23 protein-coding genes, 1 tRNA gene, 1 other RNA gene and 1 riboswitch are annotated in these 20,111 nt (G+C 34.1%); of the genes, 12 read left to right on the top strand and 13 right to left on the bottom strand.

Going from position 1 to position 20,111, the window contains the following annotated elements:
• Positions 1 to 72 precede the first annotated feature (72 nt).
• Together FOL89_RS16980 and FOL89_RS16975 are read left to right on the top strand one after the other, a co-directional pair.
• Complete coding sequence (locus FOL89_RS16980) at positions 73 to 540, top strand: DUF1573 domain-containing protein (protein ID WP_144283942.1); 468 nt, start codon at positions 73 to 75, stop codon at positions 538 to 540.
• Positions 541 to 613: 73 nt separating this feature from the next.
• Positions 614 to 1,483, top strand: coding sequence for a polyphosphate kinase 2 family protein (locus FOL89_RS16975; protein ID WP_144283941.1), 870 nt, complete (start codon positions 614 to 616; stop codon positions 1,481 to 1,483).
• 49 nt (positions 1,484 to 1,532) lie between these two features.
• Here the strand turns inward: FOL89_RS16975 and rnpB are convergent.
• An RNA gene (gene rnpB / locus FOL89_RS16970) (RNase P RNA component class A) lies at positions 1,533 to 1,856 on the bottom strand.
• A gap of 186 nt (positions 1,857 to 2,042) precedes the next feature.
• Between rnpB and FOL89_RS16965 the strand changes: the two genes are divergently transcribed.
• Positions 2,043 to 2,534, top strand: a complete 492-nt coding sequence (locus FOL89_RS16965; RefSeq protein ID WP_144283952.1) for an RNA polymerase sigma factor — start codon at positions 2,043 to 2,045, stop codon at positions 2,532 to 2,534.
• A complete protein-coding gene (locus FOL89_RS16960; protein ID WP_144283940.1) occupies positions 2,527 to 3,204 on the top strand; it encodes a beta-carotene 15,15'-monooxygenase in 678 nt (225 codons plus the stop codon). The genes FOL89_RS16965 and FOL89_RS16960 overlap by 8 nt, the downstream gene beginning before the upstream one ends.
• Positions 3,205 to 3,217: 13 nt before the next feature.
• On the opposite strand, the gene FOL89_RS16955 is transcribed toward FOL89_RS16960, so the two are convergent.
• The 5 genes from FOL89_RS16955 to FOL89_RS16935 form a co-directional block, all read right to left on the bottom strand.
• Positions 3,218 to 3,424, bottom strand: coding sequence for a hypothetical protein (locus tag FOL89_RS16955; protein WP_144283939.1), 207 nt, complete (start codon positions 3,422 to 3,424; stop codon positions 3,218 to 3,220).
• Between the two features lie 33 nt (positions 3,425 to 3,457).
• Positions 3,458 to 4,108 (bottom strand): DUF3575 domain-containing protein, encoded by a 651-nt coding sequence (locus tag FOL89_RS16950; protein WP_228444950.1) that lies wholly within the window; start codon positions 4,106 to 4,108, stop codon positions 3,458 to 3,460.
• A 6-nt stretch (positions 4,109 to 4,114) separates the two neighbouring features.
• The gene (locus tag FOL89_RS16945; protein ID WP_144283938.1) at positions 4,115 to 5,290 is read right to left on the bottom strand and encodes a thioredoxin family protein; all 1,176 of its coding nucleotides are present in this window, start codon (positions 5,288 to 5,290) and stop codon (positions 4,115 to 4,117) included.
• 131 nt (positions 5,291 to 5,421) lie between these two features.
• A tRNA-Leu gene (locus tag FOL89_RS16940) sits at positions 5,422 to 5,501 on the bottom strand.
• A gap of 68 nt (positions 5,502 to 5,569) precedes the next feature.
• Positions 5,570 to 6,337 carry an MBL fold metallo-hydrolase gene (locus tag FOL89_RS16935; RefSeq protein ID WP_144283937.1) on the bottom strand — a complete coding sequence of 256 codons (768 nt, stop codon included), beginning with the start codon at positions 6,335 to 6,337 and terminating at the stop codon, positions 5,570 to 5,572.
• Positions 6,338 to 6,390: 53 nt separating this feature from the next.
• On the opposite strand from FOL89_RS16935, the gene FOL89_RS16930 reads away from it, so the two are divergent.
• Both FOL89_RS16930 and FOL89_RS16925 read left to right on the top strand, forming a co-directional pair.
• Entirely contained in the window at positions 6,391 to 7,818 is a 1,428-nt protein-coding gene (locus tag FOL89_RS16930; protein WP_143885618.1) for a TonB-dependent receptor, read from the top strand.
• Positions 7,819 to 7,829: 11 nt separating this feature from the next.
• Positions 7,830 to 8,279, top strand: coding sequence for a GAF domain-containing protein (locus FOL89_RS16925; RefSeq protein WP_144283936.1), 450 nt, complete (start codon positions 7,830 to 7,832; stop codon positions 8,277 to 8,279).
• A gap of 60 nt (positions 8,280 to 8,339) precedes the next feature.
• Here the strand turns inward: FOL89_RS16925 and FOL89_RS16920 are convergent, their stop codons facing one another.
• Positions 8,340 to 8,936: a hypothetical protein gene (locus tag FOL89_RS16920; protein WP_144283935.1), complete on the bottom strand. Its 597-nt coding sequence runs from the start codon at positions 8,934 to 8,936 to the stop codon at positions 8,340 to 8,342.
• Positions 8,937 to 8,966: 30 nt separating this feature from the next.
• Entirely contained in the window at positions 8,967 to 9,377 is a 411-nt protein-coding gene (locus FOL89_RS16915) for an RNA polymerase sigma factor (RefSeq protein ID WP_394344724.1), read from the bottom strand.
• Positions 9,378 to 9,602: 225 nt separating this feature from the next.
• On the opposite strand from FOL89_RS16915, the gene FOL89_RS16910 reads away from it, so the two are divergent.
• On the top strand, positions 9,603 to 10,427 hold the full coding sequence (locus tag FOL89_RS16910; RefSeq protein ID WP_144283933.1) for an alpha/beta fold hydrolase: 825 nt from the start codon (positions 9,603 to 9,605) through the stop codon (positions 10,425 to 10,427).
• 148 nt (positions 10,428 to 10,575) lie between these two features.
• Here the strand turns inward: FOL89_RS16910 and FOL89_RS16905 are convergent, their stop codons facing one another.
• Both FOL89_RS16905 and FOL89_RS16900 read right to left on the bottom strand, forming a co-directional pair.
• Positions 10,576 to 10,824: a NifU family protein gene (locus tag FOL89_RS16905; protein WP_144283932.1), complete on the bottom strand. Its 249-nt coding sequence runs from the start codon at positions 10,822 to 10,824 to the stop codon at positions 10,576 to 10,578.
• A gap of 39 nt (positions 10,825 to 10,863) precedes the next feature.
• Entirely contained in the window at positions 10,864 to 11,967 is a 1,104-nt protein-coding gene (locus tag FOL89_RS16900; RefSeq protein ID WP_144283931.1) for an Mrp/NBP35 family ATP-binding protein, read from the bottom strand.
• Between the two features lie 93 nt (positions 11,968 to 12,060).
• On the opposite strand from FOL89_RS16900, the gene FOL89_RS16895 reads away from it, so the two are divergent.
• Entirely contained in the window at positions 12,061 to 14,907 is a 2,847-nt protein-coding gene (locus tag FOL89_RS16895; protein WP_144283930.1) for a GH92 family glycosyl hydrolase, read from the top strand.
• 79 nt (positions 14,908 to 14,986) lie between these two features.
• Here FOL89_RS16895 and FOL89_RS16890 read toward each other — a convergent pair whose 3' ends face one another.
• On the bottom strand, positions 14,987 to 15,706 hold the full coding sequence (locus FOL89_RS16890) for a phytanoyl-CoA dioxygenase family protein (protein ID WP_144283929.1): 720 nt from the start codon (positions 15,704 to 15,706) through the stop codon (positions 14,987 to 14,989).
• Between the two features lie 112 nt (positions 15,707 to 15,818).
• Between FOL89_RS16890 and FOL89_RS16885 the strand changes: the two genes are divergently transcribed.
• The 4 genes from FOL89_RS16885 to FOL89_RS16870 all read left to right on the top strand — a co-directional run bounded on the left by FOL89_RS16885 (position 15,819) and on the right by FOL89_RS16870 (position 18,297).
• Positions 15,819 to 16,097 carry a hypothetical protein gene (locus tag FOL89_RS16885; protein WP_144283928.1) on the top strand — a complete coding sequence of 93 codons (279 nt, stop codon included), beginning with the start codon at positions 15,819 to 15,821 and terminating at the stop codon, positions 16,095 to 16,097.
• The gene (locus FOL89_RS16880) at positions 16,094 to 16,756 is read left to right on the top strand and encodes an ATP-binding cassette domain-containing protein (RefSeq protein ID WP_185147003.1); all 663 of its coding nucleotides are present in this window, start codon (positions 16,094 to 16,096) and stop codon (positions 16,754 to 16,756) included. The genes FOL89_RS16885 and FOL89_RS16880 overlap by 4 nt, the downstream gene beginning before the upstream one ends.
• A gap of 33 nt (positions 16,757 to 16,789) precedes the next feature.
• Positions 16,790 to 17,587, top strand: a complete 798-nt coding sequence (locus FOL89_RS16875; RefSeq protein ID WP_144283926.1) for a hypothetical protein — start codon at positions 16,790 to 16,792, stop codon at positions 17,585 to 17,587.
• Positions 17,588 to 17,624: 37 nt separating this feature from the next.
• Positions 17,625 to 17,805, top strand: a riboswitch (cobalamin riboswitch).
• Between the two features lie 108 nt (positions 17,806 to 17,913).
• The gene (locus FOL89_RS16870; RefSeq protein WP_144283925.1) at positions 17,914 to 18,297 is read left to right on the top strand and encodes an acyl-CoA thioesterase; all 384 of its coding nucleotides are present in this window, start codon (positions 17,914 to 17,916) and stop codon (positions 18,295 to 18,297) included.
• Between the two features lie 40 nt (positions 18,298 to 18,337).
• Here the strand turns inward: FOL89_RS16870 and FOL89_RS16865 are convergent, their stop codons facing one another.
• Together FOL89_RS16865 and FOL89_RS16860 are read right to left on the bottom strand one after the other, a co-directional pair.
• Positions 18,338 to 18,928 (bottom strand): HD domain-containing protein, encoded by a 591-nt coding sequence (locus FOL89_RS16865; RefSeq protein ID WP_144283924.1) that lies wholly within the window; start codon positions 18,926 to 18,928, stop codon positions 18,338 to 18,340.
• 25 nt (positions 18,929 to 18,953) lie between these two features.
• Positions 18,954 to 19,859 (bottom strand): T9SS type A sorting domain-containing protein, encoded by a 906-nt coding sequence (locus FOL89_RS16860; RefSeq protein WP_185147002.1) that lies wholly within the window; start codon positions 19,857 to 19,859, stop codon positions 18,954 to 18,956.
• Positions 19,860 to 20,111: the final 252 nt, after the last annotated feature.

Genomic DNA, 20,111 nt, shown 5'->3' with positions numbered 1-20,111 from the left:
AAGCATTAATTAAAATAATTTTTAACTTTGTTCCTCAAAATTTATCTAACAAACATATTAACATTCAAGAATATGAAAAAATTAATCGCAGGAATTGCACTATTCGGAACTTTTGCACTAGCATCTGCACAAACTATTACTTTTGACAGAACAACGTACGAATATGGTCAAATAAAACCAAATTCTGACGGAAACAGATTTTTCACAGTAACTAATACAGGTGATAAGCCTCTGATTATTTCTAACGTAAAACCTTCTTGCGGATGTACAACTCCTGAATTTAGCCAGGCTCCTATTTTACCAGGGAAATCTGCAAAAATAAAAGTAGGTTACAATACAGCTTCTCAAGGGGCTTTCAATAAAATGATTGAAGTTTTTTCTAATGATCCTGTAAACAGCAGAAGTGTAATTTACATCAAAGGTGATGTAAATCCTAATGCTCCTGATCCTAAACCATTGACTGCTGCTGAAATGAAAGCAAAAGCAAAAGCTGAGAAAAAGGCTGCTAAAACAGCAAAAAAAGTAGCTGCTAAAAATTAATTTTAAATTATTATAATATCTAAACCGTCTTGATGAGACGGTTTTTTTTGTTACTTTAGATAAAAAAATAGGAATGGATAAAAATTTTTCAGATGATTTTATGGTGAAAGAAAATTTTTCGATCAAGAAAATATCAACCCGATATGAAGGTTCGCTTACAAAAGACGAGGGTATCACCATTCTTAATGAAGAAAAACAAAAACTCAGAGAACATCAGGAAAAACTGTATGCAGACGGAAGCCAATCTCTTTTGGTGATTCTTCAGGCAATGGATGCAGCGGGAAAAGACAGCCTTATAGAACATGTTTTTGGCGGTGTAAATCCACAGGGATGCAATGTAACCAGTTTTAAAACTCCCAGTTCAAAAGAATATTCTCATGATTTTTTATGGAGACATTATTTAGCGTTACCTCAAAAAGGAATGATCGGAATTTTTAACCGTTCGCATTATGAAAGCGTTTTGGTCTGCAAAGTACATCCAGAATATAATTTAAGCGAAAAAACATGGCAATCAGTAAATGATTTCGATAAAAAATTCTGGGAAAACCGTTACGAAAGCATCCGAAATTTTGAAAAACATCTTGCTCAAAACGGAACCACCATTGTTAAAATATTTCTTCATGTTTCAAAAGACGAACAAAAGAAAAGACTTCTTGACCGAATTAATGAGCAGGAAAAAAACTGGAAATTCTCTGCTTCTGATCTTCCTGAAAGAGCTTTATTTGATGAATATATGAAGTATTACGAAGAAGCCATCAACGAAACATCAAAAGATCATGCACCTTGGTATGTAATTCCTGCTGATAATAAATGGTTTGCAAGACTTTCTGCCATACAGATCATCATTGATACTTTGAAAAAAATGGATCTGAAATTTCCTGAACTCTCGAAAGAAGATCTAAATGATCTGGAAGAGGCTAAAAAACAGTTGGAAAACGAATAAAATAAGAAAGCTGGGAGTTACTAATTGTATTTAAAACTTCCAGCTAAAAATCACGAGAAAATCTATAAGCCGGATTTTGTACTTTAAAAAAAGTGCCTGTTATTTATCTGCGTTTTACATTACTGCAAAACTTGAGCTGATTACCCCTCGGTTTTCAGGACGAGCCGCCCCTATTTTCATTACTGAAAAGAACCGATATACTTATCATTGCACCGCAAAGAGTTTACCTGGTTTCACTACAGCCGAACTGTACCTGCTTTCTGTTGCACTTGTCCTATCCTCACGGATGACGGATGTTATCCGCTTTGCTGCTCTATGGTGTCCGGACTTTCCTACCCTCAATTGAATGAGAATCAACAAGCCGATTTTCTCGTGGCTGCAAAGATATGTAAAATGTGAATAGTAATTCATATTTTGTGAATGATGAACAGTCAATTCACTTCGTTGTCAATTTTTGAAACTTTTCAATTGAATTAAAAAATAAAATTTACAATTCACTTACGAAGTAAAATCACAATTGACTAATAATTATTATCTTCGTGCAGTTATAAAATTTGTTTTGGCTTCAAAAGAAAAAGAGTTTGCGCAGCTTGTAAAAGATAATCAGGGATTGATTATCAAAGTTTCGCGTCTTTATACCAATTCTCTTGAAGACGAAGAAGATCTTTTTCAGGAAATTGTACTTCAGCTTTGGCGGAGTTATGACTCTTTTAAAGGTAATTCAAAAATTTCAACATGGATGTACCGTGTAGCGCTCAATACCGCTATTACTCTTTTCAGAAAAAAAACCAAAAGTATACAGACCAACGAGCTTGACATCAATCATCGGGATTTTGTAGAAGATGATGATGAAAAGCAACATCAAATTTCACTTCTTTACACTGTTATAAAAACTTTGCCGAATGTAGAACGAGCCATTGTGATGATGTATCTGGACGATTTGCCGTACAAAGATATTGCAGAAAATCTGGGAATTACCGAAGTTAATGCGCGGGTAAAAATGAACCGACTCAAAAAAGTCCTTAAAGAAAAAATGGAAAAACATGCCTGAATTTGATTTAGACAGCTTTAAGAAAACATGGCAGGAACAACCTGTACAGTCAAAATATGATCAAAATGAGATCCTGAAGATGCTCAATAAAAAATCGCGCAACTACATGAAGTATATTTTCTGGATCAGCGTGGCCGAATTTTTATTTTTTAGTATTTTAGGGTTATTTTATATCGTTAAAAGCAATGATTCACAAAGTTTTCTTTCAATTTTAGAAAAAATGGGAGTTCAGAAAAATATGGAACTCGAAAATAAGCTCGATAATATTTATTTATTGATCAAAATTCTAAGTCTGCTGGTAACCGGCTTTTTTGTGGTTATATTTTACCTGAATTACCGAAAGATAAAAATTGAAGAAGATCTGAAGAAATTTATCATCAGGATCATCACATTCAAAAAGACAGTAAACGCCTTTATCCTTACCAATATCGGCTTGCTTATCATCTTAATTTTAGTTTTAACTGGATTTGTATTTTATATCCTGAATACACAGCACATCAAACTAAGCGGATCGGAATTTACCGGATTTATCGTTGGGATAATTGCAAGTACAGTTTTGTGTGTAATGCTGATCTGGATTTATTATAGGCTAGTCTACGGAATCATCATGAACAGATTAGATAAAAATTTGAAACAGCTTAAAGAAATTGAATCCCAGGAAAATAAATAATCAAAAAAAGTGATTAATCAAAATTTTGAGGCGGAGTTTTATCGTCTTTTCCTCTATTCATAATAATCAATCCTAAAGACAATCCTATAACACCTGCTCCGGCAATCATCAATGCTCTTTCCAGCTTATCTGCTTCGCTGTTGCCTAAATAATTCATCAAAAAAAGAATGACAAAGGTAATTGCAGAAATGATAAGATGGTTTTTTCCAAATAGTTTCATTTGTAGATATTATTTTTAGTTAAATAAATATAATTATTTCAGACGGTAAGAAATCATTATTCCGCCACGATAAGGGAGTATTTCTCCACTTCTATTGTAGCCGTCAGGTTTTTCGTCATATCTTTTTCCTGATATTCTGTCGTACCCTTTATAAAAATCCTGCGACGAACCTACTGTTCCGTATACATCCATCCGCCAGTTTTCAGAAAGTTTAAACTGATAACCTAACGTGGCTCCAAACAAAACAGAATATCCTTTTTGGTAAAAATTTGATTTGATAAAAGTTACACCTTCCTCGTTTTTGCTTGGATAAAGCTCATCACTCCAGTAATTCCATTTTTGAAGCACAAAAGATGATGCCGCAATATTAGCACCAACAAACCACCCTTGGAAAGATTCTTTAAAATAATACCGTCCTTCCAATGATAACGAGTAATACTGAAACTCATGTCCTGCAAAAGATTTCCAGGGAGAAATTAAAACGTCGCCCTGCATCGTAAATTTATGATTCAGCTGATACTCCAAGCCTGCATTTACAATCCCGATCGGAATAAGTAAAGCATTACCTTTTATATAAAGTTTTTTTTCTGAATTATCAATATTCTGAAAATCAGATTTTTCCTGCGCCTGTGTTTTAAAAAAAGAAAGCATTGCAAAAAGCAGAATAAAAAATTGAATCTTCATTGTCTTTTATTTTATCTGGGTAAGAAGACTTTGAGCTAAACCTGAGTCTTTTCCTGTTTTTGCAGCAATATCCTTCGATAGTTCGGCAAAGTTTTTAGCCAGATCTTTGTTACCCAAACTTAAATAAATTTTTGCCAGAATATAGGTATTTTCTGAAGTCTCACCTCTCATAACCGATTTTTCTGCCCATTCTGCTGCTCTTTTGAGAGATGATATATTTTTAACATGATCAGAAAAAATCCATGCAGCTTTTAATAGTTCGTTCGTATCGAAAGCATCTGTATTTTTATAATATTCCAATGCTGCTTTTTCATATTCCTGAAAATTTGCATTTTGCTCATAATAAGCTAATTTCGTCTGATTAAGCTTCAACAAGGCTGTTTCCTTTCCAACAAGAGGTTCGGCAGTTTTCAGGAAATAATTATCGTTGATTTTTTTATTTTTTTCATCAACAGACTCTTGAACTACTTTTGCCAAAACAAGCTGATTTTTAAAATCATTATAGTTCTGCTCCGGAAAATACTGTATAATATCTGATTTTCTGTCTAAAAATATTTTATAGTTGGAATCTTCAGTTGATTTCAGAAAAAAAAGTAAAAATCCGACCTCATCTTTTGTAAGGGATTCTGTTTTAGATTTATTAGAGAAATATCTTTCAGAAGCTTTTTTAGCAAAATCAACATCAGAATTAGAATTAAGTTTCATGATGGTTATCAAAAATTCAGGATCATTTTCTCCTTTTGCGAATCTTTCTTTTAACGAACCTTTTTTATTCATTGGAGAATCTATATTTTGCGCCATAGCAACAAACATATCTTGTTCCATATATCCATAATTCTGAGAAATCAGTTCACCGTCACCATTCAAAAACAAATAGGTAGGATAAGATCTTACTCCATATTTGGCAGCAATTTCTCTTCCTTCTCCTTTTTCCATATCAATACGTGCATTCACAAAATTTTTATTGTAAAAATCTCCTACAGATTTCTGAGGAAAAACATTTCTTTCCATCATTTTACACGGACCACACCATGAAGCATACGCATCTACAAAAACAAGCTTATTTTCCTTTTTTGCTTTGGCAAGCATATCTTTAAACGGAATTTCTTCAAACTTAATTCCTTCCTGAGCTAATATAAGAACAGTAAAAAAAACAAATAATCCGGAGATTAATCTTTTCATTGTTAAGTATTTTTAAAAAGCGAAGATACTTATTTTTGGATTTATATGAATAATGAAGAAGATAAAGAATAATACAGTAAGCGAGATAAAATAAAACCTCTGAAAATCTAAAGATTTCAGAGGTTTTTTTGTACCCAGGACCGGGATCGAACCGGTACTCCTAAGAACTGGTGTTTGAGACCAGCGCGTCTACCAATTCCGCCACCTGGGCTTGTGTAAATCGGTGTGCAAATATAGAAACTTTTTTTACTATTCCAAAAACTTTTTATCAAATTTTCTTTAAAAAATAATCTCCAAACCATCGTAAGCAAGGCTGATTCCCTCAGGAAGTTCTTTATTTTCAACATCATGCAGCCCAAAATGATGACTGATATGGGTTAAAAATAATTTCTTGGGTTTCAGCTCTTCAAATAATTCTAAAATATCCGGCAGAATAAAATGTGCTGGATGAGGATCAAATTTTCGTATACAGTTTAAAATTAAAACATCCAGATTCTTCAGTTTTTCTTTTTCTATGTCAGAAATAGAGCCTGCATCGGTGATATAAGCAAGATTTTTAAATTGATATCCAAAAACTGATATCTTAAAATGGGTAACTTCAATGGGAAGTATTTCTGTATCTAATACTGTAAATTTTTTATTTTCTATCTCATGCAGATCAAAAGCCGGCGCCCCTGGATATCTTTCATCAGCAAACGCATAAGGAAAACGGTTTTTAACTTCCTCTCCTACTCTCTTCATGCAATAAATAGGCATATTTTTACCAGTTTTAAAAATCAGAGGACGCATATCATCCAATCCGATCACATGGTCATTATGCTCATGGGTAAGAAGTGTTGCATCAATATGATTTTCATGATTTAAAAGCATCTGCTGTCTGAAATCCGGTCCGCAATCAATAAGAATTTTTTTATTCTCGTCGGTTGTTATCATCACCGATGCCCTAAAGCGGGTATCTTTCGGGTTTTCTGACGTACAGACCTCGCATTGGCAACCTATCACCGGAACACCTTGCGATGTTCCTGTTCCTAAAAATTTCAACTTCATTTCTTTTGAGGTTGTTTTAATTTTGGTAAATTTACGAAAAATTTAATGTCCTAATGTATCAGAAACTAACTCCTAAACAAAAAGCATTAACAATTAACTTAGATCCTACTATTTATGGTACTTTCGCAGAAATTGGAGCTGGACAGGAAACCGTTCGACACTTTTTTAGAGCAGGAGGAGCTTCGGGTACAATTGCAAAGGCAATGTCGGCTTACGACAAAGATTTCAGTGACGCTATTTACGGAAAAGAGGTAAAAAACAGATATGTTACCCAAAACCGACTCAGAAAAATGCTTCGTTATGAAGTATCACTTATTGAGGAGAGAATTTCCAGAGACAGCAATCCCGGAAGAAAATATTTCTCTTACGCCAATACCGTTACCACCATCAATTTTGACAAAACAGTAAAAGGTCATGGCTGGGTTGGAATCCGTTTTCAGGTAAAGGAAAATGAAGATTATAACGAAATTGTTATTCATGTAAAATTTAAAGAAAATGATGCCACTTTACAGCAGGAAACTTTAGGAAATCTTGGTGTAAATCTTATTTTCGGGGCTTTTACTTATTATGACAATCCAAGAAGACTCATTGAGTCTCTTTATGATGATATCGCAACAGATAATCTGGAAATTGATATGATTGACTTCAGCGGACCGGCGTTCGCTTATGTTGATAACAGACTGATGTCTCTACAGCTCGTTAAAAACAATATGACCGATGCTGTGATTTTCAATTCTGAAGGAAACAATATGCTTCCGGCAGATATTTTATACAAAAAAAATATTTTTGCGGTAAGAGGAAGCTTCAGACCGGTAACAAAGGTAAATATTGATATGCTCCGAAATGGAATGGATATGTTCCTGAAAGATGCTATCTGTACTCATGAAGAAACCGAAATCCTGATAGAAATTACCATTTCCAATTTACGAGCAGACGGAGACATTGATGAAAGAGATTTTCTTGACCGTGTGGATGTATTGGGTAAATTGGGTTACACAGTAATCATCTCTAATTTTTCTGAATACTACAGGCTGATTGATTATTTTTCACATTATACCAACGGCGATATCGGTGTTGCAATGGGAGTAAATAATCTTCTGATGGTGTTTGATGAGAAGTATTACAAAGATCTTTCAGGAGGAATTCTGGAAGCATTCGGGAAGTTTTTCCGAAACGGAATGAGAGTTTATCTCTATCCTTATAAAGACCCTGAAACACACGAGCTTTTGGACTCTTCTAATCTGAAAGTAGAGGAAAATCTGAAAGAACTTTACAAATATTTCAAACTCAACAACCGTATTGTAGATATTAAAAATTACAATCCGCAGTTTTTGGAAATTTATTCACGAGAGATTCTCAGAAAAATCTCATGCAATATGAACGGATGGGAAAATCAGGTACCGGAAGGTGTCGCAGAAATGATTAAGGAAAGAGGAATGTTCGGCTTTAAAAATGAGCTTTCCCTTAAACAATTTTCATAAAAATTATAAAAATGTCTGAATTAAAAAAAAGACTTTCATCTATTTTGGAAAGTCCAAAACATAATACTGAAGAAAAACTTCAGAAAGTTTGTCACTTACTGGATCAGGAAATTTCTTACTTCAACTGGACGGGGTTTTATTTCAAAAACGGCGATAAAAACGAGCTGAAATTAGGTCCTTATGTAGGAGCTGAAACCGATCATACCATTATTCCGTATGGGAAAGGAATCTGCGGACAGGTAGCCGTTTCCAATGAAACATTTATAGTGCCTGACGTACATTTGCAGGACAATTATCTAAGCTGCTCTATTGATACAAAAGCGGAAATTGTAGTTCCGATTTTTAAGAATGGAGAAAATATCGGGCAGATAGACATTGATTCTCATACTTTAGATCCTTTTACAAAAGAAGATTTAGAACTGTTGGAATGGCTTTGTAATGAAGTTTCTAAGATTTTGTAATTTTCATTTCATTCTAAAAATAAATAAAGCGGCAGATAGATCATTTCAGCCGCTTTTTGTTTAATTATTTTTAAGCTGCAAAAAAAGTGATTCGATTTTTTTAATATACTGACCATAAAATCTATTGAACCACCATTTTCCAAAAATGAAAAGCAGAAAAATACTGACAATTAATGTCGTAATTAAAGTAACAGCAATTTGCAAATCAGACAACGGAACCGGTCGCGGAATAAACTCCAGAACAATCAGCAGTTCGCAAACCAAAAAAGGAGCAAAAGCGACATAAAAGGATAAGTAATACTGCTTATTCAGCTCAAGTTGAAGCATGAGATCTTTTAAACCTTCAAGAGTATTGAGGTTCATATTGGTCATATTTCGGTAAAGTTTGAAAAACTTTGTGAAAAAAAATACCGTCACAAAAATCATAGAAGCAATAAGGATTGATATGTAAAATTTAAACTTAAACGGAGCTTCACAAAAAGTAATCAGCGCAAAAGCAAAAATAAAAATACCAAGAGTAGACCAAAACTCCATTTTCATATTCTTTCTTATCTTTTCTAAAGGAAGATGAATGCGGTTTTTATCTTCCATATTGATTTCCGGAATCTTTTCAGACTGATCGTCATTCCACATATTTTTCAGTTCATCTATATTCATATCAATAATTGTTATAATATTACCCGATTTTTAATTTAAAAGTTCTTTGAGTTTATTTTTTGCACGGTTCATTTTTACCCGTACATTTCCTTCTGATATTCCCATTTGTTGGGCGATTTCTTTTCCCGAAAAATTTTCCAGGTAGTAAAATATAAATGCTTTATCAATGGGATTAAGTTTATTGATAGCAGAATACATTTTTGAAAGCTTCTCTTCTTTTTCATCATCATATTCTTCGTCTTTGATTCTATAGTCCGAAAAATCATCATTCGTTATAAAACTTCTTCTTTTCTCAGATCTCAGAAACATAATCGCAGTATTAAGAGCAATTCTGTAAAGCCAGGTAGAAAATTCGCTTTCTCCCTTAAAACCGGGGTAGGCTTTCCAAACCTGATAGGTAATTTCCTGAAAAAGATCTTCCCGATCACTCTGATCGTCCATATACATTTTAGAAATCTTATAAATGATTCCTTTATGCTTTTTAATCTTTTCTAAAAAATTCCCTTTGTTGTAAAGTCATTCTGATTGTACTCTGTAGAGTTAGTATCTGTGGAATAAAAATGTTACAAATTGTTATAAAATTAGCATAAAAGACAGCAAAGATTAAAATAACACTTCAGCTGGCTCAAAATTTGTGTTGAATGTATCACACCAAAAAATATAGATATGCCTTACATTACAAAACAAAACGACAAAAGTTTTGAACTTTACTATGAAGATTTTGGATCAGGACAGCCTATTATTCTTATCCACGGATGGCCGCTGAGCGGAAAATCCTGGGAACTTCAGATTCCTGTACTTCTTGATTTGGGTTATAGAGTCATTACCTATGACAGAAAAGGTTTCGGGAAATCTTCACCTACTTTAGATGGATATGATTACGATTCTCTTGCAGCAGATCTGCATGAATTAATTTCTCAGCTTCAACTAAAAAATGTTATTCTTTTTGGGTTTTCCATGGGTGGCGGAGAAGTTGTACGTTATCTCACCAATTATGGCTCTGAAAACATTGATAAAGTAGCATTAATCTCTTCAATCATTCCTTTGGTTCAACAGAAAGAAGACAATCCGCACGGAGTTCCACCGGAAGATTTGGCTGAAATCATGAAGAATTTAAAGCAAGACAGAGTCTCCTTTCTGGAGACATTTCACAAAAATTTCTATAATTACGGATTGCTTACTCAAACGGTAAGCCAGAAACAATTGGATTTCGACTGGAATATTGCTTCATGTGCATCACCAATAGCCACCTTAAAATGTGCGGAAAGCTGGGCAAATACAGATTTCAGACCAGAATTGGCTAATGTTACCGTGAAAACGCTTATTGTACACGGAAACAGTGACCAGATTGTTCCTATTGAAACCGCCGGTAAACAGGCTGCACAAGGAATTCCCGATAATCATTTTATGATAGTTGAAGGCGCACCTCACGGTTTAAATGTTACCCACTCTGAAATACTCAACGAAATAATTACTAAATTTTTATCATAGTTTTTTTACAGTTTATAGTTTTTATTAAGTGAGCTGCAGTATTTATACTGCGGCTTTTTATTTCAGAAAAGAATTTTTATAAGTTTTGGGCAAAAAAAAGACAAACCTTTACAGATCTGTCTCTAAAAATATATCGTTTGTTTTATTTTTATTCTACATTAACTACCTTTTCAATTTCGGGAGCGTGTTGTTTGATGGTGTTTTCTACGCCTAATTTAAGTGTAGAAAAATTAAGAGAACAGCCTGAGCAATTACCTAGAAGTTTAACAAAAACTGTTTCATCTTTCACATCAATCAGTTCAATATCTCCACCATCCTTATTAAGAAACGGACGAATGCTGTCTAATGCCTCCATCACTTTAGTTACTGTATCTTCGTGTGTTGTTTTTATTTCCATATTTGGTTTGGTTTTTCAAAAATTATATTTGAAATTACATTATTTTTTTGGTGAACAACCTGCCATAGTTGTAATTTTTACGGCTTCTGTCGGAGGAAGAAATTTATTTCTTTCAACCAGGCTTTCTACCATTTTTCTTGCAGTTTCTGTGTAAATGTCAGCAATTTTTGAGCCTTCCTGCAATGCAGCCGGTCTTCCGACATCTCCTGCTTCTCTGATGCTCTGAATTAGAGGAATTTCTCCCAAAACAGGAATTCCTAAATCATCTGCCAAATACTGAGCTCCCTGATTTCCAAAGATATAATATTTGTTGTCTGGTAATTCTTCCGGTGTGAAATACGCCATATTTTCCACTAATCCAAGAACAGGAATATTGATACTTTCCATCTGGAACATCGCAATCCCTTTTCTCACATCCGCCAAAGCAACATGTTGAGGGGTACTTACAATCACCGCTCCCGTTACGGGAACCTCCTGAATGATAGACAAATGAATATCACCAGTTCCCGGAGGAAGATCAATTAACAAGAAATCTAATTCTCCCCATGCAGCATCTCTGATCATTTGATTCAGAGCTTTTGAAGCCATGGGACCTCTCCACACTACTGCCTGATTTGCTCCTGAAAAATATCCAATAGAAAGCATTTTCACACCGTAGTTTTCAATAGGCTTCATTAAATTTTTTCCGTTAACTTCTACAGAGATTGGTTTTTGTCCTTCCGTATCAAACATTGTAGGAACTGAGGGTCCATAAATATCTGCGTCTAATAAACCTACTTTAAAGCCCATTTTCGCTAAAGTTACCGCAAGATTGGCAGAAACTGTTGACTTCCCTACTCCTCCTTTTCCAGATGCAATAGCAATGATATTCTGAATTCCAGGAATTTGCTTGCCTTTGATCTGACTTTGCTGAATTTCACTTGGTTCAGGCGAAACTATTTTAAGTTTTAAATTAATATCTTCTCCAAATTCGCTTGCGAAAGCCTGCTTCATTGCAGCTTCAAGTTTTTTCTTTTCGTGCATTGCCGGGGAATGAGCAGTCATATCAATATAGACATCATTTCCCATAATCTGAAAATTATTTACCAAATCATCTACTTCTATTTCTTTAAGGAAATTCTGAACCTTTTCTTTAGTCAACATAAAATTTAAATTGGCTACAAATTTACGCAATTTTTAATTATTTAGAATCAATAAACTTATCCATAGATAAATTCTTTTACATCCCTAAAATTTATGTATTTTAGGACGATTTTTAAATTGATATCCATGAAAAAAATAGTAATCATTCTTTTAGGATTTATTGCTCATAGTTTCTTTTCACAAAATTTTTCACAATATGTAAATCCTTTTATCGGAACAGGCGGTCATGGTCATACTTTTCCCGGTGCTATTGTGCCTTTCGGAATGGTTCAGCTTTCTCCGGATACCAGAATTGACGGAAGCTGGGACGGCTGCAGCGGTTATCATTATTCCGATTCTGTGATTTACGGTTTTTCGCATACCCATTTAAACGGAACCGGAGTTTCAGATTACGGAGATATTATGTTGATGCCAACCATGGGAAAAGCGGGTTTAACACCGAAAGAATATTCTTCTAAATTTTCTCACAAAAACGAAAAAGCCAAAGCAGGTTTTTATTCCGTTAAATTGGAAAAACACAATATTGATGTTCGTTTAACCACAACCAAAAGAGTTGGCTATCATGAGTATACATTCAATAAAGCTGGAAACGCCAATATCATTTTAGATTTAAATCACAGAGACAAATTGCTGGAAGGTGAAGTAAAAATTATCGATAGCAAAACGATTGAAGTTTTCAGAAGAAGTGAAGCTTGGGCAACCAATCAATATATTTATGCAAGAATTGAATTTTCAAAACCGATGTTTGAAACCAAATCATTGGTTGAGAGTCCATCACAACCTGGTGTTGCTAGTACAAATTATAACGGAACAAAAATTCAGATTGCATTTTCAAGCAAAGTTAAAAAAGGCGAAAAAATTCTTGTAAAAGTGGCGATTTCACCTACAGGCTATGAAGGTGCAGGAAAAAACATGCTGGCTGAAGGAAATTCAAATGATTTTGATTTAATTAAAAAACAGGCAGAAACCGAATGGAATAAAGAACTTTCAAAAATTGAAGTTAAATCTGACAACAAAGATAAACTGACGATTTTCTACACCGCACTGTACCATGTTTTTACACAACCCAACATCAATATGGATGTGGACGGAAAATACCGTGGAAGAGACAACAAATTCTACATGGCAAAAGATTTTGATTACTACACTGTTTTCTCGTTATGGGACACGTTCAGAGGTGCGCATCCTTTGATGACTTTAATCGACAGAAAAAGAACGGCAGATTTCATCAACACCTTTATTAAACAGCGCGAACAAGGCGGAAGAATTCCTGTTTGGGAACTGGCTTCCAACGAAACCGAATGCATGATTGGCTATCACGGTGTTTCTGTAATTGCAGATGCAATGGCAAAAGGAATTACAGGTTTTGATTATGAAAAAGCTTTCGAAGCTTCAAAAAATTCAGCAATGCAGGATATTTTCGGATTAAATGCTTACAAACAGAAAAACTATATCAGTATTGATGATGAGCATGAAAGTGTTTCAAAAACTTTGGAATATGCGTATGATGATTGGTGCATTGCTCAAATGGCAAAGATTTTAGGCAAAAAAGATGATTACGAATACTTCATGAAACGTTCTCAGAACTGGAAAAATCTTTACAACCCGAACAACGGTTTTATGCAGGCAAGAAAAAACGGAAACTGGTACGAGCCATTTGACCCAAGTGAAGTTAATAATAATTATACAGAAGGAAACTCGTGGCATTATTCTTACTTCGTTCCGCAGGATATCCCGGGATTAATTCAGGCTCATGGCGGTAAACAGAAATTTGAACAGTTTATTGATGCAATTTTTTCAGCATCAGACAAAACAACAGGAAGAGAACAGGTGGATATTACCGGACTGATCGGACAATACGCCCAAGGAAACGAGCCAAGTCACCACATTGCCTATCTCTATAATTTCGTAGATAAACCACAAAAAACGGAAGAAAAAATAAAATTTATTCTTGATAATTTTTACAAAAATGCTCCGGATGGTTTAATCGGAAATGAAGACTGCGGGCAAATGAGCGCCTGGTTTATTTTGAACTCTATGGGAATTTATTCCGTGACTCCGGGAAAGCCTGAATGGGAAACGGTAACGCCTTATTTTGATGAAATAAAATTACACTTAGAAGATGGAACAACAAGAATCATCACTAAAAACACTCCAAAAAGCGAGCTTAAAAAATTGGGTTTTGAAGATATAAAAACAACTAAAGAGTTAAAATACACTGAGCAGACTGCATCTCCTGTGATTGATGCCGCCAGAATTTTTGATTTTAGCACTCAGGTAAAAATTACTCCTTTAAATGAAAAAGATAAAGTATATTATATGACATTGGATGAAGACGATAAAAATGTCAGAAAAACTTTTAAGGTATATAAAGAACCTTTCATCATCAGCAAAACAACTCAGGTCTCCACTTATGCAGAAAGAAACGGTGAAAAAAGCTCAATTACAACAGCTGATTTTAACAGACGTCCTAACTATTGGGATATTATCATCAATGCAACAGCAAATCCGCAATACACCGCAGGCGGAAAATTAGCAGTTATTGACGGGATCAGAGGTGACACCAACTGGAGAAAAGGCGAATGGCAGGGATATCAAGGACAAACTTTTGAAGCAATTATAGACTTTCAATCACCACAACCCATCAACTATATTTCTTCCACTTACTTACAAGACAGCAGAGCCTGGATTTTGATGCCTAAGAAAGTAGAATATTATGCTTCAATGGACGGTAAACACTTCATTTTGCTGAAAACTTTAGAAAATAATATTGATCCTAAAGACACCCAAGTGCAGATTAAAGATTTCTCAACAGATATTTTCCCGACAGAAGCGCGGTTTCTTAAAGTGAAAGCTTATCATTTCGGAAAACTTCCGGAATGGCATCAGGGCGCTGGCGGAGATTCTTATATTTTTGTTGATGAGATTTCCGTGAAATAGCCTGCATACCCAGCAATATAAACAATCCTCCATATTTTGGAGGATTATTTTTATATATTTCCAGATTTCAATTCATTGATTAATTAACCATTCTCTCCGACCAGTTTAAGTTATCCGGCAAGTCTCTATCAGAAAACTCAATATGAATCACTCTTCTTTTATTTCCGTTGGTAGTACGGTTTGAACCGTGGAGAAGAAAAGGTTTCATCAGCATAATTCCACCTTTTTCGACATTACAGAGGGTTTCGGTTTCCACATTCCAGTCGATGGTTTCAGGTCTATAAATTCCTTTTACGTGAGACTTCGGAACAACTTTTAAAGCTCCATTATTTTCGTCTGTATCATCCAGATGAATTCTAATGGTAAAAATGTTTTCAAGAATATCTAAGGGAGGCTGTACTGCAAACTGGTTTTGCTTTGTCGTCCAAGATCCGAAATTTTCCAGTTCTAATTTCTTATCAACAGAAATCGTTAAATCCTGATGATAAGCGACATACCAATTCGATTTTTCTGGCTTGTCAAAGTAAATGCTTTTTACGACAAAATAATTTTCACCAAACACTTCTTTGATAATCGTTTTTAAATTTTCATTAAAAATCAAATCTTTCACCTCCGGAATTTCTTTTAAAAATTGCCTGATCGCAAAAAGATCTTCTGATTTTCTGAAGTTATCTTTTGAAGTATCTATATTTTGAATAGCCTCACTTATTTTTTCAATTTCTTCTTCAGAAAAGATATTATTGATTACAGCAAAACCGTTGTCAGTAAGTTCATTTTTATAAGTCTTCAGATTTATCATATTGAACATTAGTATTTAGATTTGATTGTAAATCAAATACGTTTTTTCTAAATTTATCTACTAAAGTAATCATAATTCTTAAATCGTGATTAATTTTAATTACTTTTGAAAAATGTCAAAAGATCTTAAGATTCTATGGTTTTTTTACAAGAAACTTCTTATTCCGGGAGTTTTATTTTCTTTTTTATTGTCATTTATGATTGGTTTCAACACCAGAATTTTCGGATTGAGTTTTATGTTGATATTTCCGCTTCTCCATTATTTTATTTATGAATTGAGATTCAGAAATGAATATATTTTTTATGCTAATTTCGGATTTTCCAGAATTTCCCTGTGGACAATTACAGTCATTATCTCTGTTGTTTTACAGTTCGCAACATGCTTATTATGAGTACACTTCACATCGACAGCATCACCAAGTCTTATGGTGAAAAAGACATTCTTAGAGATATTTATTTAAGCTGCGAGACAGGAAAAATTATTGGGATCTTAGGAAAAAATGGTTGCGGAAAATCTACTTTACTACAAATCATTTTTGGAACAGTAAAAGGAAACAGTCAATACATAAGGTGGAATCATCAAATCCTGCAAAAGCAATCTGACAGAAAAAATATCATTGCTCATTTACCTCAATATACTTTTCTTCCCAAGGATATAAAAATCAAAACACTCATCACTCTTTTCTGCAGTAATCAAAATAGTGGAGAGCTTTTTCAAAACGACTTAATAAAACCGTTTCTTCACAAAACTCCTAAAAATCTTTCTGGCGGAGAAGTCAGACTTATAGAAATTCTGCTCATATTGTATTCAAATGCAGAATTCATCCTACTCGATGAGCCATTTCAAAGTTTATCTCCCAAAGTAGTTTCGGAAATAAAAACAATCATCAGACAGCATACTCAGAATAAAGGATTTATAATTTCTGATCATCAATACCATGAGGTTATTGATATGGCTGATGAGCTGCATCTTCTTTCTGAAGGCTGTTTGCGACCAATAAAAGATTTATCTGATCTGAAACGATTTAATTATCTTCAAAAAAATATTTAATTTATATCTTTGGACTATAATATTCTAATGAAAATGAAATTTATCAGTAAAACAATATACTCATCTATATTTAGTATTTTTTCTATCTGTTTAATACAAGCACAGAATAAAATTCCATTTGGAGTGGTAAAAGCCGAAGAAGGATATGCGATGGTGCGGGTTCCCAAAGATGATTACCGAAAAATAGTAGACAAAATAAGGATGAAGAAAGGTGATGTGTTCGTATACGTAAAACCTGCTCCCGGAGAAACGGATTGGATCTGGATAAAATATCCTGAAAAAGATGAAATTCCGAAATCTTTTGTAAGATATGACAGTCTTACAAAGGAAGGCATGGTCAATAAAGAACGGATCACTTTCATTGATCAGCTTCCAAAATTTACTCCGTCTAAATCTAAGAACGGAAGATCAATAATATTTACAGATGACACCAATCAGAAAATCCCAACCAACCAGCGTACAAAGGTGATTATTGACGTTTATCCTTCCAGCGCAAAATTCAAAAAACAAGAAAAAGATTCAGAAGGGAATATCATCAAGATTGATAAGCAAAAAACGTGGGGAATTGGTAAAGAACTTCCTGAAGGACTTACGGAAGTGAAATCTATAAGAGTACAGCAGCCGGGAAGAGGATCAGTTTTTGTAAGAGAAGCCATCAAAAATATGTTTCAGCCTACCATGGATTTTGACAAAGCCGGAGTTTATGCTATAGATAAAGATTATATTTTTTTATATATGATCAACGGTTCCGGAGAAAACAGATATACCACCTTCTGGACGATCAAAGAAGGAAAAGTAATTACTCAGATTGTATATAATAATCCTGAATAAATCTGAAATTAATTCTTATTTTTGCCTCAGAAAGCACATCAGCTTTCGGAAAAATGGTTTTGCCTAACCGCAGATGAAAAGGGAATCGTGTGAAAATCACGAGCTGTCGCGCAACTGTAAATAACGCTAATCTTTATCATAAACCACTGTGCTCAGAGCATGGGAAGGTGATAAAGAAAGTTATCAGCCAGGAGACCTGCCAATTTTTCTTTAAACAAAAAACTTTCGCGATTTGAAGTTTTTGATTAGCAGACCTTCGGAGATTTTTATCTCTGATGATTTTCTGTTGGTTTAAACTTTCATTTTGCCTTAAATTTAATAATGAAATGACAACAGAAGAAAGAATTGAAGCCTCAGAAACCAGAATTTTCAAAGCAGTTTTCCCGAATACGACCAATCATTACGATACCCTTTTTGGAGGTACTGCCATGCAGCTGATGGATGAGGTAGCTTTCATTGCAGCTACAAGATTTGCCAGAAAACGTGTCGTAACTGTAAGCAGTGACAAAATTGACTTTAAAAAACCAATTCCTGCAGGAACAATCATTGAACTAATCGGAAAAGTTTCCCATGTTGGAACAACCAGTATGAAAGTAAACGTAGAGATTTACACCGAGCAAATGTACTCTTATGAAAGAGAAAAAGCTATAACGGGAGATTTTACCTTTGTGGCGATAGATGAGTTTAAGAAACCTATTCAGATATTATAAAAAAATTCGGAGGGTTTTTGATCCTCCGATTTTTTTCATATTACTTTAATACTTTTTCATTTTCGAGATTCGTATTCAACAACTTGTGAAAAGCCTCTCCCATTTCGTCGGATGCTCTGCATATTGCATTTTCAAGCATGTTTCTGATCTGAAGTTCTGTGACCTTAGCTTCAGTCCAGCTTTTTCCTGAGGTATGGGAATTTAGAATAAACGGCATAATTCTGTCAATAGCACAGGCAAAGATAGCATCCGGAGTCTGCTCTTCTTCAAACTCCAGCCAGAGATTAAGAAATTCCAAACGAAGAGGTTCCTCCAAAATTCCGAAAATTTTCTGCGCAGAAAGTTTTTCTCTCTCAAATTTCCCCACCATTGCAGCTTCATCAAAAATAAAGGTATCACCAGCTTCAATCTCTACTAAATCATGAATAGAAAGCATTCTAATCACTCTCAACAAATCAATATCCGCCCTGTTTTTTGCATAAGGAAAAAGAATCTGAGCCAGAATAATGATCTGCCATGAATGTTCTGCCGTATTTTCTCTACGCGCATCATCTGCATTGTAATTTCTCCGCTGAACATTTTTTAATGCATCTACAGCCAGTATAAAATCTATTTCTTTTTGAATTTTCATCCTCCAAAAATAAAATTGTTAATTTTTATTTTTTAATAATTTTTTTGGTTGTCGAAATTCCTTCTTTGTAGTTAAGTTTTAAAAAATAAGTACCTGCAGAAAGATTTCTAAGATCTATTTTATCATTATTCATTCCAACATTGCTAATAAATGTTCTTCCGCTCATATCCAAAATATCTACAGAACTGATCGTCAATTTTGTTTTAATAGTTACAAAATCGGAAGTAGGATTTGGTGAAACAAAAGCATCCCCAATTGTTTTTGCATCTGCAACACTTAAATTTTGAGGAATCAGGGTAAGAATAGCTTTGTATTTTTTTCCCTGCACCTGAGACGTTGATGTAGACGTGGGACCTGTATATTCAGTTGGAGGATTTAGCGGATCTGGATTAACATTATCGTTTCTGTTAATCAAACTTACATCGCCGGAATAGTCAACCGTCTGATAAAACGGATAAGAATTTCCGTCGTCACCTGATTTGTTTTCATCAAATGTAATAACCAGATTATCAGTACCATTGTAAGCGAAAGGAGTACTTAGTATTACTGTAACCTCATTAGCATTATAGGTTACGCTGCCGCTTGTTAAAACTTTTTGTTGCTGAGAAACAGGGATCCAACCCGCACCCGTTGCACTTACTACATTCTGAAATTGAGTAGAAGTGGTGTGACCTATCCATACATCAATCTCACCTGTATTTGAAAGAGATGTAATGGGATTCTTTACATAAAACTTCAATGCCTGAATATTCATTGGTGCCCCGATTTCGCTCGCCAGGTAAATTTGCTGTGTTAAACTGTATCCATAGTAAATAGATATAGGAGTGGATAAACCTACATTAGAATCGACTCTGGTTCCGGTTCCGATCGTAACCTGAGAAGATAACAGACCTGTAACTAGAACGCTTAAAAAAAATAAAGTTTTCTTCATTTTATTGTAATTAATTATTATTTGATCAAATGTAAGATTTTTTAATAATTTTTTCATCATAAATCGTGATTTTCACTAATTAAACCTTAATACTAAAATAATAAAACTACTAAATTAAAAATATATTAAACTGATAATCAATTAAATAAATTAAAAGCAAGAAAAATTTTACTACTTTGTATTGCATAATACCATTTTAATTACATATCTTTGTATTATAAAATCAGAATAGGTTCATCTAGCTAGGAGCTG

The sequence above is a fragment of the Chryseobacterium echinoideorum genome (genome assembly GCF_007474535.1).
GTDB classification, from domain to species: Bacteria; Bacteroidota; Bacteroidia; order Flavobacteriales; family Weeksellaceae; genus Chryseobacterium; species Chryseobacterium echinoideorum.
Note: the sequence above shows the minus strand (reverse complement) of the source record. Positions and strands in the feature narration are given on the sequence as shown.

Coding starts and splice junctions, on each gene's coding strand:
- FOL89_RS16980 (WP_144283942.1), top strand. CDS start 73: ATGAAAAAATTAATCGCAGGAATTGCACTATTCGGAACTTTTGCACTA.
- FOL89_RS16975 (WP_144283941.1), top strand. CDS start 614: ATGGATAAAAATTTTTCAGATGATTTTATGGTGAAAGAAAATTTTTCG.
- FOL89_RS16960 (WP_144283940.1), top strand. CDS start 2,527: ATGCCTGAATTTGATTTAGACAGCTTTAAGAAAACATGGCAGGAACAA.
- FOL89_RS16955 (WP_144283939.1), bottom strand. CDS start 3,424: ATGAAACTATTTGGAAAAAACCATCTTATCATTTCTGCAATTACCTTT.
- FOL89_RS16950 (WP_228444950.1), bottom strand. CDS start 4,108: ATGAAGATTCAATTTTTTATTCTGCTTTTTGCAATGCTTTCTTTTTTT.
- FOL89_RS16945 (WP_144283938.1), bottom strand. CDS start 5,290: ATGAAAAGATTAATCTCCGGATTATTTGTTTTTTTTACTGTTCTTATA.
- FOL89_RS16935 (WP_144283937.1), bottom strand. CDS start 6,337: ATGAAGTTGAAATTTTTAGGAACAGGAACATCGCAAGGTGTTCCGGTG.
- FOL89_RS16930 (WP_143885618.1), top strand. CDS start 6,391: ATGTATCAGAAACTAACTCCTAAACAAAAAGCATTAACAATTAACTTA.
- FOL89_RS16925 (WP_144283936.1), top strand. CDS start 7,830: ATGTCTGAATTAAAAAAAAGACTTTCATCTATTTTGGAAAGTCCAAAA.
- FOL89_RS16920 (WP_144283935.1), bottom strand. CDS start 8,936: ATGAATATAGATGAACTGAAAAATATGTGGAATGACGATCAGTCTGAA.
- FOL89_RS16915 (WP_394344724.1), bottom strand. CDS start 9,377: ATGGACGATCAGAGTGATCGGGAAGATCTTTTTCAGGAAATTACCTAT.
- FOL89_RS16910 (WP_144283933.1), top strand. CDS start 9,603: ATGCCTTACATTACAAAACAAAACGACAAAAGTTTTGAACTTTACTAT.
- FOL89_RS16905 (WP_144283932.1), bottom strand. CDS start 10,824: ATGGAAATAAAAACAACACACGAAGATACAGTAACTAAAGTGATGGAG.
- FOL89_RS16900 (WP_144283931.1), bottom strand. CDS start 11,967: ATGTTGACTAAAGAAAAGGTTCAGAATTTCCTTAAAGAAATAGAAGTA.
- FOL89_RS16895 (WP_144283930.1), top strand. CDS start 12,061: ATGTATTTTAGGACGATTTTTAAATTGATATCCATGAAAAAAATAGTA.
- FOL89_RS16890 (WP_144283929.1), bottom strand. CDS start 15,706: ATGATAAATCTGAAGACTTATAAAAATGAACTTACTGACAACGGTTTT.
- FOL89_RS16885 (WP_144283928.1), top strand. CDS start 15,819: ATGTCAAAAGATCTTAAGATTCTATGGTTTTTTTACAAGAAACTTCTT.
- FOL89_RS16880 (WP_185147003.1), top strand. CDS start 16,094: ATGAGTACACTTCACATCGACAGCATCACCAAGTCTTATGGTGAAAAA.
- FOL89_RS16875 (WP_144283926.1), top strand. CDS start 16,790: ATGAAATTTATCAGTAAAACAATATACTCATCTATATTTAGTATTTTT.
- FOL89_RS16870 (WP_144283925.1), top strand. CDS start 17,914: ATGACAACAGAAGAAAGAATTGAAGCCTCAGAAACCAGAATTTTCAAA.
- FOL89_RS16865 (WP_144283924.1), bottom strand. CDS start 18,928: ATGAAAATTCAAAAAGAAATAGATTTTATACTGGCTGTAGATGCATTA.
- FOL89_RS16860 (WP_185147002.1), bottom strand. CDS start 19,859: ATGAAGAAAACTTTATTTTTTTTAAGCGTTCTAGTTACAGGTCTGTTA.